Source organism: Halobellus limi (genome assembly GCF_004799685.1).
In the GTDB taxonomy this organism is placed as follows: Archaea; Halobacteriota; Halobacteria; order Halobacteriales; family Haloferacaceae; genus Haloquadratum; species Haloquadratum limi.
Map to the genome: position 1 here is coordinate 193,681 of NZ_CP031312.1, position 24,171 is coordinate 217,851.

At 64.8% G+C, this 24,171-nt stretch carries 20 protein-coding genes; 8 read left to right on the forward strand and 12 right to left on the reverse strand.

Annotated features, from left to right (window positions below; all coding sequences use genetic code 11):
- Positions 1 to 558: 558 nt before the first annotated feature.
- The 4 genes from DV707_RS15450 (at position 559) to DV707_RS15465 (ending at position 7,388) form a co-directional block, all read left to right on the forward strand.
- Entirely contained in the window at positions 559 to 1,818 is a 1,260-nt protein-coding gene (locus DV707_RS15450) for an orc1/cdc6 family replication initiation protein (protein ID WP_103993252.1), read from the forward strand.
- Positions 1,819 to 2,374: 556 nt separating this feature from the next.
- Positions 2,375 to 3,883 carry a phosphohexomutase domain-containing protein gene (locus DV707_RS15455; RefSeq protein ID WP_103993251.1) on the forward strand — a complete coding sequence of 503 codons (1,509 nt, stop codon included), beginning with the start codon at positions 2,375 to 2,377 and terminating at the stop codon, positions 3,881 to 3,883.
- A 223-nt stretch (positions 3,884 to 4,106) separates the two neighbouring features.
- On the forward strand, positions 4,107 to 5,219 hold the full coding sequence (locus tag DV707_RS15460) for an NAD(P)-dependent alcohol dehydrogenase (protein ID WP_103993250.1): 1,113 nt from the start codon (positions 4,107 to 4,109) through the stop codon (positions 5,217 to 5,219).
- A 249-nt stretch (positions 5,220 to 5,468) separates the two neighbouring features.
- Complete coding sequence (locus DV707_RS15465) at positions 5,469 to 7,388, forward strand: beta-CASP ribonuclease aCPSF1 (RefSeq protein WP_103993249.1); 1,920 nt, start codon at positions 5,469 to 5,471, stop codon at positions 7,386 to 7,388.
- A gap of 52 nt (positions 7,389 to 7,440) precedes the next feature.
- On the opposite strand, the gene DV707_RS15470 is transcribed toward DV707_RS15465, so the two are convergent.
- The 10 genes from DV707_RS15470 to DV707_RS15510 form a co-directional block, all read right to left on the reverse strand.
- Positions 7,441 to 7,842 (reverse strand): helix-turn-helix domain-containing protein, encoded by a 402-nt coding sequence (locus DV707_RS15470; protein WP_103993248.1) that lies wholly within the window; start codon positions 7,840 to 7,842, stop codon positions 7,441 to 7,443.
- A gap of 90 nt (positions 7,843 to 7,932) precedes the next feature.
- Positions 7,933 to 8,970, reverse strand: a complete 1,038-nt coding sequence (locus DV707_RS15475) for a sulfite exporter TauE/SafE family protein (RefSeq protein WP_200820980.1) — start codon at positions 8,968 to 8,970, stop codon at positions 7,933 to 7,935.
- Positions 8,967 to 9,140, reverse strand: coding sequence for a DUF7512 family protein (locus DV707_RS18690; RefSeq protein ID WP_170216874.1), 174 nt, complete (start codon positions 9,138 to 9,140; stop codon positions 8,967 to 8,969). Before DV707_RS18690 ends, DV707_RS15475 begins: the two co-directional genes overlap by 4 nt.
- A gap of 441 nt (positions 9,141 to 9,581) precedes the next feature.
- Positions 9,582 to 10,757, reverse strand: coding sequence for an inorganic phosphate transporter (locus DV707_RS15480; RefSeq protein ID WP_103993247.1), 1,176 nt, complete (start codon positions 10,755 to 10,757; stop codon positions 9,582 to 9,584).
- Positions 10,758 to 10,775: 18 nt separating this feature from the next.
- Positions 10,776 to 10,967 (reverse strand): hypothetical protein, encoded by a 192-nt coding sequence (locus DV707_RS15485; protein WP_103993246.1) that lies wholly within the window; start codon positions 10,965 to 10,967, stop codon positions 10,776 to 10,778.
- A complete protein-coding gene (locus DV707_RS15490) occupies positions 10,960 to 12,153 on the reverse strand; it encodes an MBL fold metallo-hydrolase (RefSeq protein ID WP_136361905.1) in 1,194 nt (397 codons plus the stop codon). Before DV707_RS15490 ends, DV707_RS15485 begins: the two co-directional genes overlap by 8 nt.
- A 284-nt stretch (positions 12,154 to 12,437) precedes the next feature.
- Positions 12,438 to 13,463, reverse strand: a complete 1,026-nt coding sequence (locus DV707_RS15495) for a metal ABC transporter permease (RefSeq protein WP_103992317.1) — start codon at positions 13,461 to 13,463, stop codon at positions 12,438 to 12,440.
- Entirely contained in the window at positions 13,460 to 14,293 is an 834-nt protein-coding gene (locus DV707_RS15500; RefSeq protein WP_103992318.1) for a metal ABC transporter ATP-binding protein, read from the reverse strand. Before DV707_RS15500 ends, DV707_RS15495 begins: the two co-directional genes overlap by 4 nt.
- Positions 14,290 to 15,378 (reverse strand): metal ABC transporter substrate-binding protein, encoded by a 1,089-nt coding sequence (locus DV707_RS15505; RefSeq protein WP_103992319.1) that lies wholly within the window; start codon positions 15,376 to 15,378, stop codon positions 14,290 to 14,292. Before DV707_RS15505 ends, DV707_RS15500 begins: the two co-directional genes overlap by 4 nt.
- A gap of 235 nt (positions 15,379 to 15,613) precedes the next feature.
- Positions 15,614 to 16,423: a M55 family metallopeptidase gene (locus tag DV707_RS15510; protein WP_103992320.1), complete on the reverse strand. Its 810-nt coding sequence runs from the start codon at positions 16,421 to 16,423 to the stop codon at positions 15,614 to 15,616.
- A 308-nt stretch (positions 16,424 to 16,731) separates the two neighbouring features.
- Here DV707_RS15510 and katG point away from each other — a divergent pair, with 308 nt between their 5' ends.
- Together katG and DV707_RS15520 are read left to right on the forward strand one after the other, a co-directional pair.
- Complete coding sequence (gene katG, locus DV707_RS15515) at positions 16,732 to 18,879, forward strand: catalase/peroxidase HPI (protein WP_103992321.1); 2,148 nt, start codon at positions 16,732 to 16,734, stop codon at positions 18,877 to 18,879.
- Between the two features lie 310 nt (positions 18,880 to 19,189).
- Positions 19,190 to 20,206 carry a mechanosensitive ion channel family protein gene (locus tag DV707_RS15520; RefSeq protein ID WP_103992322.1) on the forward strand — a complete coding sequence of 339 codons (1,017 nt, stop codon included), beginning with the start codon at positions 19,190 to 19,192 and terminating at the stop codon, positions 20,204 to 20,206.
- Between the two features lie 198 nt (positions 20,207 to 20,404).
- Here the strand turns inward: DV707_RS15520 and DV707_RS15525 are convergent, their stop codons facing one another.
- Together DV707_RS15525 and DV707_RS15530 are read right to left on the reverse strand one after the other, a co-directional pair.
- Positions 20,405 to 20,779: a hypothetical protein gene (locus tag DV707_RS15525; RefSeq protein ID WP_103992323.1), complete on the reverse strand. Its 375-nt coding sequence runs from the start codon at positions 20,777 to 20,779 to the stop codon at positions 20,405 to 20,407.
- On the reverse strand, positions 20,776 to 21,651 hold the full coding sequence (locus DV707_RS15530) for a ParA family protein (RefSeq protein WP_103992324.1): 876 nt from the start codon (positions 21,649 to 21,651) through the stop codon (positions 20,776 to 20,778). Before DV707_RS15530 ends, DV707_RS15525 begins: the two co-directional genes overlap by 4 nt.
- Before the next feature lie 517 nt (positions 21,652 to 22,168).
- Here DV707_RS15530 and DV707_RS15535 point away from each other — a divergent pair.
- Both DV707_RS15535 and DV707_RS15540 read left to right on the forward strand, forming a co-directional pair.
- Complete coding sequence (locus tag DV707_RS15535) at positions 22,169 to 22,822, forward strand: AIM24 family protein (RefSeq protein WP_103992325.1); 654 nt, start codon at positions 22,169 to 22,171, stop codon at positions 22,820 to 22,822.
- 313 nt (positions 22,823 to 23,135) lie between these two features.
- Positions 23,136 to 24,143 carry a HEAT repeat domain-containing protein gene (locus DV707_RS15540; protein ID WP_103992326.1) on the forward strand — a complete coding sequence of 336 codons (1,008 nt, stop codon included), beginning with the start codon at positions 23,136 to 23,138 and terminating at the stop codon, positions 24,141 to 24,143.
- Positions 24,144 to 24,171 lie beyond the last annotated feature (28 nt).

Genomic DNA, 24,171 nt, shown 5'->3' on the forward strand with positions numbered 1-24,171 from the left:
CTCCGCGAATGATTAGAAAGCACGAAGTGAGAAGTCAAGAATACCTGGTCAAAGTAGCCGTTTCAGGGCCTGATAGTGCAGAATAGAGAATATGGAAGTGGAGCTACTGTTAATTTCTCGTGCATCACTCGGAACCGTTTTGGAAAAACATCCGGGGAATGACGACGCTCGGAACGGTCACCACAATGTCCGCTGTTTCGGCGTTCCTCCCACTACTCGCTGAAGCTCGTTTCGGAAGCGATCAAACCCTCGGCTAGATGACTGGTTCGAATGACTGATTCGAATGACCGACGAGACTACGATACACGAGACTGGTTTGTTAATTTAAACCAGTCATATTTTAATTTTAGTTTGTGCTACGGACCAATAAAACTGTATTAGATATAAACTTTTCTGTTTCAATAGGTCCACGACCAACTCACAGGCCCCACCGTAATATACCGACAACAGCGGACATAGTGGAGGGGGGGTGTGATCCGGGCTACTTATAATAGACCAGAACAGCGGACACTGCGGACACGGTGGTTTTATTAATCAGCTGTTCTATACGACAGTCGTATGGTCCTCTTCGAGCGGGACAACGAGATCTATCGTGATCGCGACGCCTTGCGGGAGGACTACCAGCCCGAGGAGCTCGTCGGCCGCGATGAAGAACTCCAGACGTATCAGGCAGCGCTCCAACCCGTGATAAACGGAGAGCAGCCGAACAACATCTTCCTGTACGGCAAGACGGGCGTGGGAAAGACGGCCGCGACGAAGTACCTGCTCGCTCACCTCCGTGAAGACGCCGCACAGTACGACGACATCGATCTCACGGTGATCTTCCTCAACTGCGACGGTCTGACGAGCTCGTACCAGATCGCGACCCGTCTCGTCAACGATCTCCGCTCGGAGGCCAACCAGATCTCGACCACCGGGTATCCGCTGGCTTCGGTCTACGAGATGCTGTGGGAGGACCTCGACGCGTGTGGGGGGACCGTGCTCGTCGTCCTCGACGAGATCGACCACGTGAACGACGACAGCATCCTCTATCAACTCCCGCGAGCGCGTGCGAACGACGACCTGCAGGAGGCGAAGATCGGCCTGATCGGCATTTCCAACGACTTCTCGTTCCGAGACGACCTCTCGCCGAAGGTGAAGAGTTCACTCTGTGAACAGGAGATCCACTTTCCCGCGTACAACGCCGAGAATCTCCGTGCGATCCTCGAACAGCGCGGCGAAGTCGCGTTCCACGACGACGTTCTCAGCGACGAGGTGATCCCGCTCTGTGCGGCCTACGGTGCGAAGGACGCCGGCGACGCGAGACAGTCGATCGACCTGTTGATGAAGGCCGGCGACCTCGCTCGCGACGAGGAGACCGACACCGTGACCGAAGAACACGTCCGTCGCGGTCGACGCGCACTGGAGCGGGGCCGCATCAAGGAGGGAATCAACGGTCTCACCGAACACGGCCACCTCGTCCTGTACGCGTTGTTGACTCTCGATCTCGAGGGCGAAGCGCCGGTCCGCTCCCGCGACGTCCGTCCGCGCTACACGCGGTTCGCCGAACTCGCCAACCGCGATCCGCTCGTGCCGCGACGGATGCGCGATCACCTGAGCGAACTCGCGATGCTCGGCATCGTCTCCGTCACCGAGCGCAACGAGGGCCGTCGCGGCGGGACCTACCGGGAGTACGCGCTCGATATGGACGTCGAACTCATCCTCTCTGCGATGGTCGAAACGGTCGAACTCGTCGGTGTCCACGACTCTATCGCCCCGTACGTCGACGCCGAAGACGACGATGCGGCCCCGACGCTCCAGGACTTCTCCAACGTCTGACCGCGACTACTGAACGCACCACGGTCGTCGCGACCGCTCGATTCATCCCCACTCGACATACCCTCGCAACTACCCAGTTCACGCTTACAACAACCTAGACCCCTCTAACAACCTGCACTACACCACCCACTTGGAATACTCCAACAACCTGCCTCACTCCACTCACCTGCACCACACCATCGTGTCCGCTGCTCCCCGCACGGAGTCGCCTTCTACGGTGCTCTTCTCATCCACTCGTCGCTATTTTCCACTCTGCCGCCACGATCCTGCCCCGACACACCACCGTGTCCGCTGTTCGACGTCGAACCCCACGATTGCTCCGGACATAGTGGTGTCCGATAGACTTCCTGACACCACTACGTCCGCTGTTTTGTGTTCCGTCCACGTCGTCCGCTGGAGTTCGTCCGTCCACAGTATCCGCACGTCCGTCCTCACTTCCACATTCGTCTTCACTTCACGCCCGTTCTCACTTCACGTCTATCCTCACTACCTCGGTGTGTCGGTGGCCACGATCAGGTCTCTTATAACGAAATACCTCCACGGTTGTTCTATTCATATGTTTGGGACGAGCGGCATTCGCGGACCGGTCGGAGACGTCGTCACTGCTCGACTCGCTCTCGACGTCGGACGGGCAGTCGGTGTGGACACCGAGACGGTGGTCGTCGGGCGCGACGCTCGGAACACTGGCGACGTTCTCGCCGACGCCGCCTCGGTCGGTCTGCGCGAGGCCGGGACCGACGTGATACGACTCGGCGTCGTCTCGACACCCACGCTGGCGAGGAGCGTCCAGTGGCTCGGGGCCGACGCCGGCGTCGGGATCACTGCCTCCCACAACCCGGCTCCGGACAACGGGATCAAACTCTGGAACCCGTCGGGACAGGCGTTCACTCCGACACAGACCGATACGATCGAACGACGACTCTCGGGCGGCGACGTCGACGATACCGCGAGAGACGCCGACGTCGATGACCCTTCGAGAGGCGCCGACGGGAGACGATCCAACGACGCCGACGGCAGACCCTCTACCGACGCCCACGGTGCCGCATCGACCGACGGCGTCGAGAGCGCCCCCTGGGACGCGTTCGGAACCGAACGGGTCGAAGAAACCATCGCCTCTCGACATCTCGATGGTCTCGTCGAATCCTTCTCGGACGGCGGGGCGTCACCGTTCGAGGACCTGTCGGTCGTCGTCGACCTGGGCAACGGAACCGGCCGCGTCACCGTCGATGCACTCTACGAACTCGGGGCGACGGTGCACACGCTCGACGCCCAGCGCGACGGACGGTTCCCGGCGCGAAAGAGCGAACCGAACGCCGAAACCCTCACTGCCCTCCAGTCTGCGGTTCCCGCACTCGACGCCGACTTCGGGATCGCCCACGACGGCGACGCCGATCGGATGGTCGCCGTCTCCGGCGCGGGCGAGTACGTTCCCGGCGACCTCCTGCTCGCCGTATTCGCTCGCGACGCGGTCGAATCGAACGCCCTCGATGACCGGGACGATGGCGGTTCCAGTTCCCCCTCCTCGTCTCCCCGAATCGCCGTTCCGGTCGATACGAGTCTGGTCGTCGCCGATACGGTCTCCGACGCGGGCGGGTCGGTGGAGTACACGCCCGTCGGAGACGTCCACGTCGCGGATGCCGCGTCACAGGAGGGGTTCGTCTTCGGTGGTGAACCCTCCGGAGCGTGGATCTGGCCGGCGGAGACGCTCGCCCCCGACGGGCAGTATGCGGCACTCCACCTCGCGGCCCTCGTGGCGCGAAACGGCTCGCTCGGAGCACTCCTCGATTCCGTCCCTGCGGGAGCGTACGTCACCCGGCGCGCGAACGTCGAAGTCGAGGACAAATCCGAGGCGATGACCGCAATCGAGCGGGCCCTCCGCGAGCGCTACGACGACATCGACACGATCGACGGCCTCCGGGTCGACACCGGCGACGGCTGGTTCCTCGTCCGGCCCAGCGGAACCGAACCGCTCGTTCGGGTGACCGCCGAAGCGCGTGAAGAGACCCACGCTGACGACCTCCTCGACTCCGCACTCGACGTCGTGAACGCTGAGGGCGCTTCGTGACGTCGCCGACGCCGAACCGAACTCGCACCTGAATTGTTGTGAATGCCGACCGCACCTGAATTGTCGTGAACGCCAACGCAACTCCGAACATCCGCACTCTGAACCGCTCTCCTGCGTATTACAGCGGACACAGTGGTGTGTCCGGGGCGGGACTCCAGTTCGCGACGGCAACGACGATCGGCCACTAATCTTTACCACGGCTCCCGCCGTATGCACCGTCGTAATGGAGATCGATGCTGCCGTCGTCGACGAAGAGGGCGGACCGTTCACGATCGAGACCGTGGAACTGGACGACCCCCAAGCGAACGAAGTTTTGGTCCGCGTCGTCGGCGCCGGCGTCTGCCACACCGATATGATCGTCCGCGATCAGCTGTACCCGACCCCGCTCCCGGCGGTACTCGGCCACGAGGGCTCCGGCGTCGTCGAATCAGTCGGCGACAACGTCTCCGACGTCGAACCGGGGGACAGAGTGGTCCTCAGTTTCGATTACGACGACGACTGTCACAGCTGCCACGCCGGACACCCGGCCTACTGCGAGGACTTCTTCGCGCACAACTTCGGCGGGCGCCGCCCCGAGGACGGCACGTCGCCGCTCTCGCGCGGCGACGAGGACCTCAGCGGGCGCTTCTTCGGTCAGTCCTCCTTCGCGACGCACGCCCTCGCCACCGAACGAAACGTCGTGGCCGTCGACGACGACGTCCCGCTCGAACTGCTCGGTCCGCTCGGCTGCGGCGTCCAGACCGGCGCGGGCGCGGTGATCAACACGCTCGACCCGCAGGCCGGTTCGTCGATCGCCGTCTTCGGTGCCGGTTCGGTCGGGCTCTCGGCCGTGCTCGGGGCGGACGTCAAGGGCTGCACGGACGTCGTCTCGGTGGACCTGAAAGAGAACAGGTTGGAGAAAGCCGACGAACTCGGCGCGACGGCGACCGTCAACCCCGGCGACGTCGACGACGTGGTCGAGGCCGTCCGGGAGGCCACCGGCGGCGGCGTCGACTACGCGGTCGAGTCGACGGGTGTCGCAGACGTCGCAGAGCAGGCGGTCGAGACGCTCACCCAGCGGGGCACGCTCGCCGTCGTCGGCGCGCCCGCGCTCGGCACGCGGGCCAGTTACGACGTCAACGACCTCATCCTCAACGGGCGGTCGATCACGGGCGTCGTCGAGGGAGACAGCAACCCGAAGGAGTTCATTCCGGACCTGATCGAGCTGTACCGCCAGGGGAAGTTCCCGTTCGACGAGTTCGTCACCTACTACGACTTCGAGGAGATCGAACGGGCCGTGGCCGACTCCGAGAGCGGGGACGCGATCAAGCCGATTCTGCGCGTCAGCGAGCCGTGAATAGCGTCAGTGAACCGTAAAAAGCGTCAGCGGGCTGTGAAAAGCGTCAGTGAGCAGTGAAGAGGGAGGCGAACTGACCCGTTCTCCGCTCTGACAGCGAAAAACGTTTATATACACTACGGGTTAGACACAGACGAACGATTTCGTCCGTTCGGTCGGGTCGCTCCTTCGACGCCGACCCATCAACCACGACTCCGGTGGTGCGGGTCACGGATTTTGTGGCCCCTCCCAACGGCTTTCAACACATGTATGAGCACTAACGACACGACGGATCCGATCGAAGCGGTCAGAGCGAAACTCGAAGACGAGATCCCCGACGACCTCGTCGTCTCCCGGGTCGCCTACGAGGGCCCCGAACTGGTCATCTACACCGAGACGCCGCGGGAGTTCGCCGAGCGCGACGGCCTGATCCGCCGCCTCGCGAGCACGCTCCGCAAGCGGATCACGGTCCGTCCGGCGTCGGGCACCCAACTGAACCCCGCCGAGGCGAAGCCGAAAATCCTCGATCTGATCCCCGAGGAGGCCGGCATCACGAACCTCCAGTTCTACCCGGCGACCGGCGAAGTCCTCATCGAGGCCGAGAAACCCGGCCTCGTCATCGGCCGTCGCGCGAGCACTCTCCGGGAGATCACCCAGGAGGTGGGGTGGACCCCGGACGTCCTCCGGACCCCGCCGATGGAATCTTCGACCGTCGACAACGTGCGGAACTTCCTGATGCAGGAGCGGGACGACCGACGGGACTTCCTCGAACGCGTCGGCCAGCGGATCCACCGCGAACAGACCGGCGAGACCGACTGGGTCCGCGTGACCACGCTGGGTTGCTGTCGGGAGGTCGGGCGCGCGAGCTTCGTTCTCAGCACGCCCGAGACGCGGGTGCTCATCGACTGCGGCGACAAACCCGGCGCCGAGGGCGAGGTCCCGTACCTCCAGGTCCCGGAAGCGAACCCGATCGCCGACCTCGACGCCGTCGTGTTGACGCACGCGCACCTGGACCACAGCGCGCTCCTGCCGCTGCTCTTCAAGTACGGCTACGACGGCCCGGTCTACACGACCGAGCCCACCCGCGACCTGATGGGGCTGCTCCAACTCGACTACCTCGACGTCGCCGCCAAGGAGGGTCGGACGCCGCCCTACGAGTCCGAGATGGTCCGCGAGGAGCTCAAACACACGATCACGCTGGACTACGGCGACGTCACCGACATCGCGCCCGACATCAAGCTCACCTTCCACAACGCCGGGCACATCCTCGGCAGCGCCGTCGCGCACTTCCACATCGGCGACGGCTTCCACAACGTCGTCTTCTCCGGCGACATCCACTACGACGACACGCGCCTGTTCAACGGCGCGTCGAACGACTTCCCGCGGGTCGAATCGCTCGTGATGGAATCGACGTACGGACGTCGCGACGACTACCAGACCGACCAGGCGGACTCCGAGCGGAAGCTGATCGAACTCATTCAGGAGACCTACGACCGCGACGGGAAGGTCGTCATCCCCGCCTTCGCGGTCGGCCGCTCCCAGGAGCTGATGCTCGTCCTCGAGGAGGCGATGCGGGAGGGCAAGCTCCCGACGATGCCGATCTACCTCGACGGGATGATCCGCGAGGCGACCGCGATCCACACCGCCTACCCCGAGTTCCTCCGTGACGGACTCAGAGACCGCATCCTCCACGAGGACCAGAACCCATTCCTCGCCGAGCAGTTCCAGCAGGTCGACGGCGGCCAGGAGATGCGCGAGGAGGTCGCCGGCGGCGAGCCCTGTATCATCCTCTCGACCTCGGGGATGGTCACCGGCGGGCCGATTATGTCGTGGCTCGAACTCCTCGGCAGCGACGAGGAGAACCAGCTCATCTTCGTCGGCTACCAGGCCCAGGGGACGCTGGGGAGACGTATCCAGAGCGGTCGACGTGAGATTCCGTTCAGCGACCGCGGCGGCCGTTCGGAGCAGCTGACGCTCCGTTTCGACGTCGAGTCCGTGAGCGGCTTCTCGGGGCACGCCGACCGCAACGGCCTCGAAAACTTCGTCGGGACGATGAACCCCCGGCCCGAGGAGATCATCTGCGTCCACGGCGACGAGGCCTCGACGGACCAGCTCTCTTCGGGGCTCTATCAGAAGTACGACGTCCGGACGTACGCGCCGCGCAACCTCGAGACGTTCCGGTTCGACTGACCCGCCCGTTGCGGTCGCTGCCGGTCGTCACTCTCGCAAAAAAATACGCGCGTCAGCCTTCGACGGTCAGTTCTGCGTCCGGTCGCTCGTATTTGTCCTCGAACTCTTGGATCAGCTGCCCCATCTTCGCGTACCAGTCGTTGAGCATCCGTTGCATACTGTCGGAGATCTTCTCCGGGTCCGTCGGCGAGTAGACGTGGTAGTAGCCGCCCTGCTCGTAGTTGACCTGCTCTTTCTGGATGAATCCGGACTGCAGCAGCCGCTGGATCGAACGGTACGCCGTCGACCGTTCCCGTTCGACGATCTCGGCGACCTCGTCGACGGTGAGCGGCTCTCCGGCCCGCACCAGGACCTGGAAGCACTGCTTGTCGAGTTGCTTGAGGCCGTGGAAGCACTCCAGTAGCCCCTCGCACTCCATATCCTGCTTCAGTTGTTCGGACATCGAATCTGGCATCTGTTATCCGACGGTAGGAACCGTACGATTAAAAGGCTTGTGTGGAGTTCGTACAATCTTGCGCCACCGCGATCCGGGGGGAAAGGCGGGTCAGTCGGCGGTCGGCGACTGCCGTGCGGAGTCGCTCCGCAGTTCGACGAGGCTGCTGTAGACGACCATCCCGCTGACCAGCAGTGCCGATCCGAGGATCAGCACCAGACTGACCGTATCGAGGATGGGCATATCCAGGTAGCTGCCGACCTCACGCACCGCGACGGCGACCGATCCGCCCAGGAGCATCAGCCCGAAGTAGACCTTGATCTCGCTCTCGTCGACGATGCTCGTCGCCGCCGATCCGAGACGGGCGCCGAGCGCGCTCCCGGCTAAGAGCGGCAGGACGATCGAGAGGTCGACGCCGCCGTCCATCGCGTAAATGAAGCTCCCGATCCCGCCCGAGAAGACGATCTCGAACAGGTCGGTCCCGACCGCGATCGGAACGGGCACGCCGATCAGGTAGAACAGCGCGGGCATCCGGATGAACCCGCCGCCCACGCCCAGGAACCCCGACAGGAGGCCGGTCGCGAACGCGACGCCGAGGATCATCCACAGCGAGACGCGGATCCCGCCGCGGAGTTTGATCATCGGCGGCACGTTGTACGACTGGATCTTCTTCGCGATGTCCGGGATGTCGTCGGCATCGATTTCGGCGTCGGCGTCGGCCTCGTGCTCGACGCCGCCTCCGCCGTCGCCCTTCACCGCCTCGTACGTCACGAACAGGCCGATCCCGCCGAGCAGAACCACGTACGTGACGCTGATGATGCTCCCGGCGAGCCCGAGGCTTTCGAGGTGCAGGACGATCTCCTTCCCGACCTCGAGGCCCGCCGTGGTTCCGGCGATCATCAGCACGCCGAGTTTGTAGTCCACCTGTCCCATATCGCGGTGTTTCAGCGTCGCGATGACGGACGTCCCGAAGACGAACGCCAGGCCGCTCCCGACGGCGACGCGGGACGGGTACCCCATCACCAAGAGCGCCGGCGTGACGAGGAACGAACCACCCATCCCGAAGAACCCGAACAGGATGCCGATGAGGAGGCCGAACCCGACGAACAGGGCCAGGATGCCGATCCCGACTCCCATGACCTCCATCATTCGCTGGATTCCACCCCGATTAGCCGGCGGACTGTCGGTTCGAGCGCGTTCGTGAGCGCGCCGTAGCCGACGTAGAGGAGTATCGCCTCCACGAGTACGGCTCCGACGAGACTGAGCGCTTGCGTCGTTCCCGCTCCCGATGCTCCTAACACTGCTCCGATATCTGCCATCTGTGTTCTCCTTTCGAGTTGTGTGGTTGTGTACTTTCCATACTATTCTACTCGACTCCAGGTATCCGCTTGTACGTAATAACGCTTTTGGGACGATAGTACAATACTATATTCGGCGCACATCGATAAGTTACGGAGAACGAATCGACCGGGACACGACCGCTGCAATCGGGACGTCGCTGCCCGATCCGCTTCCGATCGCACCCCAACTCGACGCCGCGACGCCGAACGCGCGTTCTGGACGCGGGTTGATACCGCACCGAACGACGTGGGACCGATCGAGAGACGACGCTCTCTACGCATCGTTACCCGGCTGCGCGCTCTATGCCGACTGTGGATGGAGTCGACACGCGAGTGTCGTAGATACCGGCTAGAAGTTCCGTTTCGGGCCGGTAGCGTCCGTCTGCACGGACTTTCGACCGTATCAGTGTTGTCGAACGGTCACATCAGCGCCGTCGCCGTGACGTACGCCACGGCGAACGCGAGGAGGAGCGAGCCGATCCACGCGCCCACGGTGAGGAGAATCTTCCGTGTGTCGACGACGTCGCTCCCGCCGACGGCCGCACCGCTTCCGACGATCCCGCTGACGATCACCTCGTTGAACGAGACGGGCACGCCGAGCAACACCGCCGTCTGTGCGATCAGGAACGACGGCACCAGGGTCGCGATCGAGCGACGCGGCCCGAGCGACGAGTAGTCCTGCGAGAGCGATTTGATCATCCGCGGTGCACCGGTCCAGGAGCCGACGAGGATCCCCAGCCCGCCGCCGAACAGCACGGCGAACGTCGAGACGGCGTCGATCTGGTCCGCCAACGGGAGCAACGGTCCCACGGCCAGTCCGACCTGGCTCCCACCGGCCGAAAACGCGACGAGCGACCCGAGCGCGAGCAGTACCCGCCGGAGTCCCCCCTCGCGGTCGCGAGCGACGTCCCAGTGGACCAGGGCCGCGACGAGGAGCCCGACGAAGAGCGTCGTCCCGCTCGCCGCGACGGCCGGTTCGAACGACACCCAGCGCGCCGCGGCGCCCGAGACGGAGCCGGGGCCGCCGTCGGCTCCGAGCTTCGGGAAGTCGAGGGTCGTGACTACCGCTCCGACGAGTCCGGCGAGTACGGGGACGCTGAAGCGCTCAGGGACGTCCGCGCGCGGGAGCACGCTGGCGATGAGATAAGCGATCCCCCCGCCCACGAACGGCGTCGCGACCCACACGAGGCCGATCTGTTGGTACTTCGCCCACGCGGGCGCGCCACCGAGCGCGAGACCCACGCCGACGACGGACCCGGTGACGGTGAACGCCGTCGCGATCGGATAGCCCGTGTAGATTCCGATCGCCATCAGGCCGGCGCCGATGAGCAGGACCAAAATCACTCCCGTCGCGGGGAGCGAGACGCCCTCGACGAGCCCCCGCCCGACGGCCTCCGAGACGTTCGCCCCCTGCAGGACGGCGCCGAGGAAGCCGAAGATTCCGACGATGAACGCGGCGCGCATCGTCGAGATGGCGTTGGCGCCGACTGCGGGTGCGAACGGGGTCGCCCCGCTCGAACCCGCGCCGACGACCCACGCCATGAACAGGCTCGCGAGGCTGGCGACGACGAACAACGCGATGACTGTGGTATCCATCTGAATGCGGGGAGGGGATCAGGGACGGACGACGTGGTTCGAGCCGGTCGCCGACGGGGTGCCTCCGGAGCTGTCGGCGACGCGGGGAGCCTCCGCCGATCGCACGGCGGGCGCATCCCGGTTCTCTCTGTCAGACGTGACCCTGTGTCGGTATCCGGCACCGGCGGTGTCGATACCGTTCACGAACCCACGTCCGACGGCCTCAGTCACCGGCGAGAGACTCCTGGCTGGCGGCGCAGTTGTTCGGGCCGAGTTCGAGGGTGAACGCCTCCTCGTCGTCGACGGCGTTCTGTCCGAGGTTCGTCGCGATGATCTCCTCGTAGTTCGCCGGTCGCGGCGGCATGTCCGAGAGGATCAACTCCACGAACTCCTCTTCCTCCATCGTCAGTGCGTCCATGTCCGCTTTCAGCTCCCCGATCGGCGCCGTGTACGTCCCGTCTTCGGCGGGTTCCGCCGCGTCGCTGAAGTGTGCGCCGCCGACGAGCGTCTCCTCGGGCAGTGAGAGCACGCGCTCCTGGAGGGACTCGTAGAGCATCCGCGCGGCGTCGGGGGCGCCCTCGTCGCCCTCTTCGAGGTCCGGCCGGGCGACGCTCTCGACGAACAGGCCGTCGCCCGTCGCCAGCAGGCTCTCGTCCAGCAGGTACGACGTCATGCCCGTCGTGTGTCCGGGCGTGGCCACGGTCTCGACGGTCGCGTCGCCGACACTGAACGTGTCGCCGTCTTCGGCGGTCGTGAGTTCGTCGGCGTAGGTGACGCCGCGGTCGACGGCCGCGGCGGGGATGACGCCCTCGACGCCTTCGGCGTCGAGATTGCGCACGCCGGAGATGTGGTCGGCGTGGATGTGGGTGTCGAACGCGTAGGTGAGTTCGGCGTCTAACTCGGCAGCGTCGTCGAGGTAGCGGTCGGTGAACGCTCGCAGGGGGTCGACGACGGCGGCCTCGCCGCCGTCGACGAGCAGGTAGCCGAGACAGCCCGAGGAGGGCCGCTGGTACTGATAGAGCGTGCCGGTACCGTCGTAATCGGTGACCTCGTAGCGCTCGTAGATCTCGGCCCAGCCGTTCATGCCGTTTTCGAGGTGGTCGACGTCGTAGCCGCGGGCTTTGAGGGCGCCGGCGACGAACTCGCTGGCGCCGCCCTTCGCACAGAGGACGGTGACCTCGCGGTCGGCGGGCACTTGCTCGAGGACGTCGTCGTCGATGTCGTCTTCGAGGAAGTGGAAGTACGGGAGGTTGATCGAGGTGACGTTGTCGCCGTCGATGTGCCACTCCTCGTAATCGGACTGCATCCGGGTGTCGAGGAGGGTGACGTCCTCGCCGGCGTCGATCTGCTCCTTCAGCGCTTCGGGGGAGACGGAGTCGACCTCCGCCCCGGGCGTCGGCAGGTCTTCGGGATTCATCTTGTGCACTCCCTCGTACTGGGTGGGAACACAAAAAAGTTTGCAAAGTAATTCAACTAGCACACAATACAACCTACCCCGGGAGGATTCGGTCCCCTCTCCCGGCGGTATACTGAGTGCACGTTAAACGGCCAAAAAACGAGAATTTAGCGCCAAACACCGATTTTGAGCGGGTCCGAAGCGTCACGAACGATCTGTATACCGAGGCTAATCCGCGATATTGTATTGTACTATCTGTGCAACTACTATCGAGAGGGATGCGTCCCTGGGTCTCAGCACGGACCTCACGACTCGCGTGAACCGACCGCTCCGGCGTCGTCCGTCTCGATCGTTTCGAGTTCCGGCGTCGCTCGCGTGCCCAGGCCGGTCTGGATCTTCCCGAGGACGACCGCGACGACGTAGACGGCGACGGCGACGAGGACGATGACGGGTCCGCCGGTCGCCCGCCCGTAGAAGGCGATGCCGATCCCGAGGAGCACCGCGAGTTCGGCGAGGACCACGGACACGAATATCGATTCCGTGAAACTCCGCGAGAGCTGCGTCGCCCCGGCGACGGGAACGACGAGCATCGCAGCGACGAGGATGACGCCCATGATCTGCATCGCGCCGACGACGACGAGGGCGGTGAGCATCACCAGGATCCGGTTGTACCAGTTCACCGAGATCCCCGAGACGGCGGCGGCCGTCTCGTCGAAGGTCACGTAGAGGAGCTGGTTTCGCGTGAGGGCGACCGTCGCGACGATGGCGACGAACAGCGCCAGAAGGATGGCCGCGTTCGTCGGCGACACCGTCGACAGGTTCCCGAACAGGTACTGGTCGATCCCCACCGAGAGCCCGCCGGCGTTGATGCTGATGAGCGTCGACCCGAGCGCGAAGCCGGTCGAGAGGACGATCGCCATCGACACGTCGTTGTACGCGTCGGTCACCTCGGAGATGAGTTCGATCGCCAGCGCGGCGATCACGGCGACGACGACGGCGGTCAGGTACGGCGAGACGCCGAGGTCGATAACCGCGTTGAGGAACAGTCCGACGGCGACGCCGGCGAAGGCGGTGTGCGCGAGCGCGTCGCCGATGAGCGCGAGTTGACGGTGCACGAGGAACGTCCCGATGAGCGGGGCGACGATCCCGATGCAGAGACCGACCAGTATCGCCCGATACATAAACCTGTAGTCGGGGCTGAGTAGTTCGAGGCCGGTCAGGTGGTACACCTGGATCATCACCCAGTACCAGCCTTCGAGCACCCAGTACAGCGGCGCGAGCAGGGTTTCGAGAACCCCCGTCTGCAACGGCACGACGAGCCCGTCGATCATCGTTCCTCACCCGGCGGCGTCGCCGCGGTGCCGAACGCCCTGGCGAGGGCGTCCCCCGCGACGAACTCTCCGACCGCCCCGTCGAAGTAGACCTCCCGGTTGAGACAGATCACGCGCTCGGCGTGATCGGTGACGGCGCTCAGGTCGTGCTCGATGAGGAGGACGGTGATCCCGTCGTCGTTCAACGCTTCGAGCAGTTCGTAGAACGCCTCGACCGATTCGGCGTCGACTCCGACGGTCGGCTCGTCGAGAACGAGCAGGTCGGCCTCGCCCGCCAGCGCCCGCGCGATGAACGCGCGCTGTCGCTGGCCGCCGGAGAGCTGCGTGATGCGCCTGTCGGCGAACGCGCTCATCCCGACCGTTTCGAGCGCGTCGTCGACGACGGCCCAGTCGTCGTCGGAGAGCCGACGGAACCCGACGTGCGGGAACCGCCCCATCTTCACCACCTCGCGGACGGTGATCGGCATCTCCTTCGACGCGCTCGCGTGCTGGGCGACGTATCCGATCCGAGAGCCGTCGTCGAAACCGTGTGCGGGCTCGCCGAACAGCCGGACTTCGCCCCTGTCCGGTCGGAGCAGTCCGAGGAGCAGCTTCATCAACGTCGACTTCCCCGAGCCGTTCGGGCCGACGACGGCGACGTACTCCCCCGGATCGATCCGGAGCGAGACGTCTTCGAGGACCGGCGTGGCCGCGTATCCGAACTCGACGTCGCGGAACTCCGCGACCGGCTCTCCCGGCTCGGCTTCCACGGATTCGGACGTGGGCTCCGCCTTTGCAGGACCGGATTCGGCACCCGACCGACGCGGCGACCCGTTCTCCGTGGCGGTCATTCGAAGTTCCTCCACTCCGCCGCCCAGCCCTCGGGGCCCGCGTCCTCGGGGCGCTCGTTCCCGAGTACGACCTCGAACGTGGGCATGTTGATGTTGTAGGCGATCTCCTCGTAGCCCCAGTCCTCCTCGACCCACTCCTCGCGGACGCCCGCGTAGGGCGTGACAGGGAAGTACGCCTTCACGGCGGTCTCTCTGACCAACTGCTGCGCCGGTCGACGGGTCTCGAAGACCGCCGCGCCGACGTACTCGATCCCGTACTCGTCGATCGTCTCCTTCGCCTCGGTGATGTCGGACGGCTTGATGTCGTCGCTGGCGGCCAGGTTCGTGACGAGCGGCCGCATCTCGACGTCGTAGGCGACGCCGACGTACTGAAACGCGTTGTGGGCGGCCAACTGGACGACGTCGCGCTCGGCGGACTCGAAGATGTCGCGGTAGTCGGCGTCGATCCGGTCTAGGACCTCCCGCTTGTACGACGCCGCGTTGTCCCGGAGCGTCTCCTCGTGGTCGGGTGCGAGGGCGACGAGCCCGTCCGCGATGTTGTCGACGGACTGCTTGGCCCGCTGGGGATCGAGCCAGAAGTGGGGATCCTTCCCGCGGTTCTCGCCGATTCCCTCCTCCTCGGGATCGAGGCTCGCGGCCAGGTCGACCAGTTCGATGCCCTCGCGCGCGTTGATCAGTTCGGTGTCGACGCCGTCGGCTTCGAGCGTCGCGATCGCCCGGTCCGCCCACGGCTGGAAGTCCGCCCCGACGTGCACGAAGGCGTCCGCGTCGACGATCTCCTGGGTGATCCTGGCGTTCGGTTCCCAGCCGTGGCCGTGGAGGCCGGTCGGCACGAGGTTGCGCACCTCGATCGGGGTGTCCGCGGCGACGATCCGGGCGAAGTCGTAGAAACTGAAGAACGACGCGACGACGACCGGGTGATCCGACCCGCTCTCTTCCCCTGCCGCCGTCGCGGTCCCGCCCGAACCGCCGGTCGCGCTTCCCGCACACCCGGCGACTGCGGTGGCGACGGCGCTCGCTCCCGCGAGTATCGCCCGTCGCCGAGAGAGGTTTCGACGAGTCCCTGCCTGCACCGTTTCGTTCATACTCTCCCGTAGATGGGAGCGGCTAATACATTATTCTTTCTTCTCTAAATCAAAGTTTAGACTAGTCTAACTTATTTCGAGAGGCCGATCGATCATCGATCGTATCGCGGTTTTACGCTCGAAAACGTCGTCGAGACTGCTTACATCCCGTTGCTCCAGACCGCTTACACTTCGTTACTCCGACCCGCTTACACTTCGTTGCTCCAGACCGCTTACACTCTGTTACCCGACCCGCTCACACCTTGCTCGCGGCGCGCAGGAACGAGTACACTTCCAGCGGATCGTCGCTCTCGTATCGGATCGTTCGACTCGTCTCGCGTTCGATCCCCGGCCACAGCGCCGCCTTCTCCGCGGTGTCCGCTTGGTGGTACCGGACCGTCGCCGCGATCGCGCCGTCGGTGTCCAGTTCCAGCGGGTACTCACCGATCGGTTCCGAGACCGCGCTCGCCGCGGCCGCCGCGATCTCCTCTCTCACCCGTTCGGGGTGATAACAGGTCGCCGCTCGCATGCTCCGGGCCTCCTTGGTGACGACGTACTCCGTCTCCGGCAGGACGGAAGCGAGTTCCTCACGGAGGCGGTCGTCGCCCGTCACCAGCGCGGTCGGCGTCCCGAAGGCCGCCATCCCCATCGCGTTGAGTTCGACCTCGCCGACGGGGTCGCCGTCGAGCGTGACGTCGGCCATCGAAGAGGAGGAGAACGTGTGTTCGAGCACGCCACCGAACCCCGGGCGGGTGTGCGCGCCGATCTGGAAGCCGACGTCGGTGTCCTCGTCGACGCCGGAGATCATCCCGTACGGGCGCGGTCCCCCGCGGACCAGTTTCGCGTCGGGGTGCAGTTCCTCGATGACGATGTTCCGCTTGCCGCCGTGGGAGTCGTTGACGATCACGTCGGCGTCGCGTTCGCTCAGCACGCCCTCGATCGCGGCGTTGACGTCCTCGGTCATCGCGCGGCGGACGCGCTCTGTCTCCTCGTCCTCCTGAGCCCAGTCGACGAATCCCGAGACGCCCTCGATGTCGGCACAGATGAATACGGTCGGCGCTGTCATCGTTCGGCGGTCTCTCCCGACACCCGATAAATCTACTTCCCGGCAGTCCGGCCGTGGCACGCTCTCGCTCACCTATAGTAGCGTTTGCAAGTCTTCACTCACTCGATCGCACGCTGTCGTGCGATCGGCTGAGCAATCGGTTGCAAACGTTACTATAAAGACGCCGCCGACGCCGCGTGGTAACCACCCCGCCCGGGTCGGCGATCACTGAAAAAAGTTCACGGATCCGATAAACTGCTTGTGGTGCAGCGAAGATTTCCTTATCGAATAGGACAGCATTAATATGCTAACGCAACAACCTGCTACTGATGAAAAGGTCCAACCGAGATTGGTGGCCGAACCAGTTGAACCTAGAGATCCTCGACCAGAACGCCCGTGACGACGGGCCGATGGGCGAGGACTTCGATTACTCCGAGGAGTTCGAGAAACTCGACTTCGAGGAGGTGAAGTCCGACCTCGAAGCGCTGATGACGGACTCGAAAGACTGGTGGCCCGCCGACTACGGACACTACGGGCCGCTGTTCATTCGGATGGCGTGGCACAGCGCCGGCACGTACCGCACGACCGACGGCCGCGGGGGCGCCTCCGGCGGTCACCAGCGCCTGCCGCCCGTCGACAGCTGGCCGGACAACGTCAACCTCGACAAGGCGCGCCGACTTCTCTGGCCGGTCAAGCAGAAGTACGGCAAGAAACTCTCGTGGGCCGACCTGATCGTCCTCGCCGGCAACGTCGCGCTCGAATCGATGGGATTCGAGACGTTCGGCTTCGCCGGCGGCCGCGAGGACGAGTACACGCCCGACGAGGCCGTCGACTGGGGCCCCGAAGACGAGTGGGAAGTGACGTCCGAGGAGCGCTTCGACGGGGAGGGCAACCTCAAGGCCCCACTCGGGAACACCGTGATGGGCCTCATCTACGTCAACCCCGAGGGTCCGAACGGCGAACCGGACCTCGAGGGCTCCGCGAAGAACATCCGTGAGTCGTTCGGTCGGATGGCGATGAACGACGAGGAGACGGTCGCGCTCATCGCCGGCGGCCACACCTTCGGGAAGGTCCACGGCGCCGACGACCCCGAGGAGCACATCGGTCCCGAACCCGCGGCCGCTCCCATCGAGGAGCAGGGCTTCGGCTGGGAGAACGACTTCGGCGAGGGCAAGGGCCCCGACACCATCACCAGCGGTATCGAAGGCCCGTGGAACACCACGCCGACCCAGTGGGACATGAGCTACGTCAACAACCTGCTCTCCTACGACTGGGAGCCCGAGAAGGGCCCCGGCGGCGCGTGGCAGTGGACCACGGAAGGAGGCGAGCTCGACGACGCCGCCCCGGGCGTCGCGGACCCGTCGGACAAAGAGGACGTTATGATGCTGACGACGGACGTCGCGCTGAAGCGGGATCCGGACTACCGCGAGGTGCTCGAACGGTTCCGTGACGACCCCCGGGCCTTCCAGGAGGCCTTCGCGAAGGCGTGGTACAAGCTGATCCACCGCGACATGGGCCCGCCGACCCGCTTCCTCGGTCCGGAAGTCCCCGAGGAGACGCTGATCTGGCAGGACCCCCTCCCCGACGCCGACTACGACCTCGTCGGCGACGCCGAGATCGACGAGCTCAAAGAGGAGATCCTCGCCTCGGACCTGTCGACCGCCCAGCTGGTCAAGACCGCCTGGGCGTCGGCGTCGACGTATCGCGACAGCGACAAGCGCGGCGGCGCGAACGGCGCCCGCATCCGACTCGAACCCCAGCGGAGCTGGGAGGTCAACGAGCCGGCGGAGCTGAGTTCCGTCCTCGAGACCTACGAGGAGATCCAAGAGGAGTTCAACGGCTCCCGATCCGACGACACGCGGGTCTCGCTCGCGGACCTGATCGTGCTTGGCGGCAACGCGGCCGTCGAGCAGGCGGCGGCCGAGGCCGGCTACGACGTGGAGGTCCCGTTCGAGCCCGGACGGACGGACGCCACCCAAGAGCAGACCGACGTCGAGTCGTTCGAGGCGCTCAAACCGGACGCGGACGGGTTCCGTAACTACCTCGGCGACGAGGCCGACCAGTCCGCCGAGGAGCTGCTGGTAGACAAGGCCGAACTGCTGGACCTGACGGTTCCCGAGATGACCGTCCTGGTCGGCGGTATGCGGGCGCTGGGCGCGAACTACGACGGATCGGACCTCGGCGTCTTCACCGACCGCCCGGGGACGCTGACGAACGACTTCTTCGTGAACCTGCTCGACATGGACTACGAGTGGGAGCCGGTCACAGAGGACAGAGACGTGTTCGAGCTGCGCGACCGCGAGACGGGCGAGGTCGAGTGGGAAGCGTCGCGCGTCGACCTCGTCTTCGGCTCGAACTCCCGGCTCCGCACCACCGCGGAGGTCTACGGCGCCGACGACGGCGAGGAGAAGTTCGTCGAGGACTTCGTGGACACGTGGAGCAAAGTGATGAAGCTCGACCGCTTCGACCTCGAGTGATCTGAGTCGGGCGGTTCCGAACCGCCGACTCGTCGCGGACGGCCGCCGGCGACACGCGGGCACGGTCTCCGCCCCGGGGGCCGACACGCGCGGCCGCGGGCTATTCTTACTCGGTGTTGGCTCCGGGCTGTCTTCGGCGCTAGCCGTCCCCGTGATCAACCGCGTAACGGGCGTCGACGTCGTCTCGAACGCCCTCGTCAGACGGGCTGGGCGAACCAGTCCGCGGTGGGACTGATAAGCCTCCAGTAACGGCTTTCCTCCCGGATATTGTACAGATAACTAACAATTTGAACCTGGTACCCTTATTGGTATGTTCGAATACCATCCAACCTCGGTGTTACAGATCAGCGGTGCGATCGACCAGGCGCTGGCGGACGCGATCGGCTACCTCCCGACGGTCGTCGCGGCGCTCGCCGTGCTGCTCGTCGGGTACGTCATCGGTCGCCTCCTCGGGGGAATCGTCACACGGATCGTGCGCCGGATCGGCATCGGTCGATACACGGAAGGAACCGCGATGGAGGAACTCGGCGAGGGGGACAGTCTGGCCCGCGTGCTGGGGAAGATCGTCGCCTACTACGTCTACTTCGTCGCGATCCTCGCGGCCGCGGACGTCTTAAACATCCCGCAACTCACGCAGTTGCTCTCCGAACTCGGGGCGTTCCTCCCCGTCGTCCTCGGGGCGATCGTCGTGCTTGTCATCGGGTTCATCGTCGGGCGGATCATCGGCGACATCGTCGCGGGGGTCGTCGGCGGATTCGGTATCGGACCGTACCTGGCGGGGACGCCCCTGGAGAAGTTCGGTGACACCGAAGGCGAGTTCGGCCGGATCGTCGGACTCCTCGTCACGTACTACGTGTACCTCTTGACGCTGGTGGCTGTCGCGGACATTCTCGCTATCGACGCGCTCTCGTCGCTTCTGGACACCTTCGCCGGGTACCTCCCGGCGCTCGTGGGCGGACTGCTGGTGCTCCTGGTCGGCATCTGGATCGCCGAGCGCGCTGCCGACATCGTCGACGAGACCGGCGAGGGACGGCTGGTTCACGCCACGAGCCTCGTCGTCAAGGTCCTCATCTACTACATCACGATCACGATAGCCGTCGCGACGATCGGGTTCGAGATCGCCGTCCTCACCAACCTGTTCACCGCCTTCGTCGTCGCCTTCTTCGGCGCACTCGCCATCGCATTGGCGATCGGCATCGGCCTCGCCGTCGGCCTCGGCGGACAGGACTACGTCGCCGAGAACATCGACGGATGGGTCGAATCCTCGCGTGCTGCTATCGAACCGACCGATTCGACCTCGGAGGAGGAACCGTCCGGGAGCGAATAACCCCCCGTTCGACGGATATTCCCTCCCGTTCACCCGTCGACAGGAGTTTCCGATCACTGTTCGATGTCGGTGTCCGATCAGTGCAGGAACCACGAATCAGCAGAGACTGCTCTCTATCCGACTCTCTACCTGTGGGCCGGTCCTCGAACGTTGATATACCGGTATCGGATTTACTCTCGGACGCCTCACTGATCCCGGTCACTCGAACGTCATCCCGTATCCCCACTTCTCCAACTGCGCTTCAACTTCCTCGCGGTGTTCGAGCCCGACCATCACGAGCGCCTCCCGAAGGTCGGTCAGGGAGACGTCGTCGTCGAAGTGGTCTTCGAGGTCCCGGAGCGTCTCTCGCTCCGCGGTCTTCGTCTCCGGTTGGAGGAAGAGCGGAACCCGATTCCGCCCGTCCTGGACGCCGTCGCGTCGGAACTTGTACGGGATCTGCATCGACTGTCCCGATTCCGACCCTTCGTCCGTCGGCTCCGAGGCCGCTTCGCCTCCCGGCGTTTCTTCGACGTCCGCTTCGTCGCCGTCGTCCGCGAAGGGGTTCTCGCCGGCGCCCTGCTTCATCCCCGTCATGCGGTCATCACCTCGTGGTCGACGTCGCCCGGTTCGGGGGGATTCGGGGCCTCCAACCCGACCTCTCGCTCCAGGTGTCTGGCCAATCGATCGAACTGCGCCAGCGTCTCCAGTTCGTAGTCGCGTCGGCGCTCTCGGTGTTCGCGCACGTACTCGAACGCCGAGCACTGTTGCATCCAACAGCCCTCCATCAGCGACGCTCGCTCGCCGATAACTTCCGGGATCGGATAGTCGATCGCTTCGAGGATCGAGCGCTGATCGCGCGTGTTCTTGAACCCCATCGGAATCGCGGCGAGGACGCCGACCTCGACGTCGAGTTGGTCTTCGAACCCCGCGACCAGTTCTTCGAGGCCCTCGACGGCCGCCTGTCCCTTCGCGCTCGGTTCGATCGGGATGACGAGCGAGCGCGTCGCGTTGATCGCGTTGTACAGGTGCGGGCCTTCCGTCGCCGGCGGGTCACAGATCAACACGTCGTACCGATCGGGGACGCCCGCCTCCCGGAGGACGCGCAGGAGCTGTGCGTGGACGCCGAAGGCCTCCCCCATCGCTTCGGCCTGCTCTTTCTCCCGCTGGAGGTACTCCGCGAGATCCGAGAGCATGTTGTGTTCGGGGATGAGGTCCACGCCCTCGACAGTCCGAATCAGGTCCTCGAAGTCACCTTTCGGCCGTCGAATCATGTGGCGGACGAGGTTGTCGACCGATTCGGTTCGTCGGTCGTCGACCCCGAACAGACGCGAGAGGTCGCCGTCCTGGGGGTCGAGCGGGACGACCAGTGGCTTCAGTCCCGCTCGTGCGTGTGCGACCGCGAGGTTCGCGGCTGTCGTGGTCTTGCCGACCCCGCCGGCCTCGCTGTAGGTGGAGTACGCGAGCATTGCCGTGTTCAACGGATCCCCTCATCTTGAATGTTCGCCGATTCAGTTCTCGGATTCACGAAACGAGTGATCACGATCCGATCACTCAATAAACACAGTCAATTAACGATCTGAATGAACATTGTAAATGAATGTTGTGAATGAACACAAGTAATGAATAGAGACAGTGGATGATCGTAATGGATGAGAACACTCAATGGACGCAGCTGCTGGGGGAGTCCGATGTGGTCGGCGATATTCCACTACTAGCGGTCGAACTCGCCGAACGACGGCTTTTGGCCTAATGAATGAACACGATTAGTTTCATTAATGAACACAATTAGTGAACACAACTAATCAATGTACACCGCGGCAGATGATGCTGAACGCCGCTGGTTCACACCCGCGAATCCGCTCTCGTTGGCGTCGGTGTTTCAACTGTCACCGCGTCGTTCTGTCGGCAGGAGCCGACCCGTAGTTTCTTTTTCCCGCGATGCGACGTTCCCGGTGAGTCGCCCTGAATCGACTCAGTCCCACGATGAACGTCCAACAGTTCAAATCCGAGCACGTCCCCACGACGTCCGACGAACCGTTCCAACTGGAAAACAGCTACACTCTCGACGTCGCGGTCGACGGGTCGGTGACGGCGAAGGCCGGATCGATGATCGCGTACACCGGCGATCTGTCGTTCACCGGGCGATCCTCCGCGGAGGGCGGTATCACCGGCTTCATCAAGGAAGCGGCCACCGGCGAAGGGACGCCCGTAATGGAGGTCGAGGGCAGCGGACACGTGTACCTCGCCGATCATCAGAAGAAGGTCCAGGTGCTCGAACTCGCTCCCGAGGACTCGATCACGGTCAACGGCGAGGACGTCCTGGCCTTCGAGTCGGACGTCTCCTACGAGATCAGCACGATCGACAGCCTCGCGGGCTCGTTCGCGGGCGGGTTCACGAACGTCTTCCTGCAGGGCCCCGGCTACGTGGCGCTCACGACCCACGGCGACCCGCTCGTGTTGGAACCGCCGGTCGCGACCGATCCGAGCGCGACCGTCGCCTGGAGCGGGACGAGCCCGAACGTCAGCGTGAACCGCAGCCTCTCGGATATGGTCGGCCAGGAGTCGGGCGAGCGCTACCAGATGAACTTCGAGGGAACGGAGGGCTTCGTCGTCGTGCAACCCTACGAGGAACTGTAGCACGTCACGACGCCCCGCCTTCGACGGGGAGGTCACCGTCGTCGAGGGCGACGGCCCGACGGCCGCTGCCGAGACGCCGCCGCCATCAGCCACGCAGATACGGCGACCTCGATTCCGGGGCGGTCGAGTGGCACGTGAGCCCTATGAGTGGTGACGAACCGACCCGGCTGGTCCAGGGAACCAACTGGCCAAGAGCCGTGTCGTCGTATCGAGGGCCGCATCGAATTCCTCTGCGCCTCCGCTCCCCGCGCTGGCACCGAACCACCGGATTGAAGCGACTAGTCGCGGAACCGATCACACGTCGACCGCATCGATGACCACCCCCGACCAGCCGCCGTCACCGGATCACCTGATCGATCTCCTCGACAAGGGGGCCCACGAGGAGACTGCGGCGTGTCTGGACCGACTCGGCACGGCCGACACCGACGCCCGCAAGCGTGCCTTGCGGGCACTCCGAAGCGTCGCAGCCGAGCGCCCGGGCGCCCTCGGGGAACTCGCTGCCCCGCTGTCGGCGTTTCTGACCGACGAGGCCCGCGCGGTCAGGCTGACGACCGCGAAACTGTTCGTCACGCTGGCCGAGTCGGAACCGGCGGCCGTCCTGCCCGCCGTCGACGTGCTTGCCGAGCGCCTCGCCGACGACGAGGAGTTCTACTACGTCCGGGCGCGGTGTGCGGAGGCACTCGGATACGTCGCTGTCGAAGCCCCCGAGGCAGTCACCGACCCGGAGACGCTTGCGGACCTCCGCGTCGGACTCGAGTTCGACGAACCCGAAGTCAAAGAGAAACTAGCGAAGGCGCTGGCGTGCGTCGCGCTCGGAGATCCGAGTCGACTTCGCCATCAGATGACCTCGCTGGCCGAGCACCTCGACGACGGCAACGAACTCGTCCGGTATCACCTCTGTACGGCGCTGGTGACCGTCGGGTGTGACCACCCCGGGAGGCTGGCCGACGCGACGGACGCGCTCCGGGAACGATTGACCGACGAGAACCCGTACGTCCGCGGCCGGGCGGCGGAGGCGCTCGGACTGGCCGCGGAGTCTGACGCGGAAATCGATGTGGCTCCCGATATCGACGTCACCGGCACGACCGACGAGCAGCCCTCGTTCCTGATCGACCGCACGCGGTATCTCCGGCGACGGCTGGACGGGACGCAGCCCGGAGCGGAGCCAGCGGGCGTCGGCACGACTGCGTCCCTTCGAGACGGAATCGAGGCCGTAGTCGAGGAGATGACGTCGCCGGATGACGGCGAGTGTCCCCACTGCGGGCTCGAATTGCCGGCGAGTAGCCCGCCGATGTGTCCGCGCTGTGGTGTCCCTCGCTGAAGGATTTTGGCTGGCCTAAAGTCCGGAA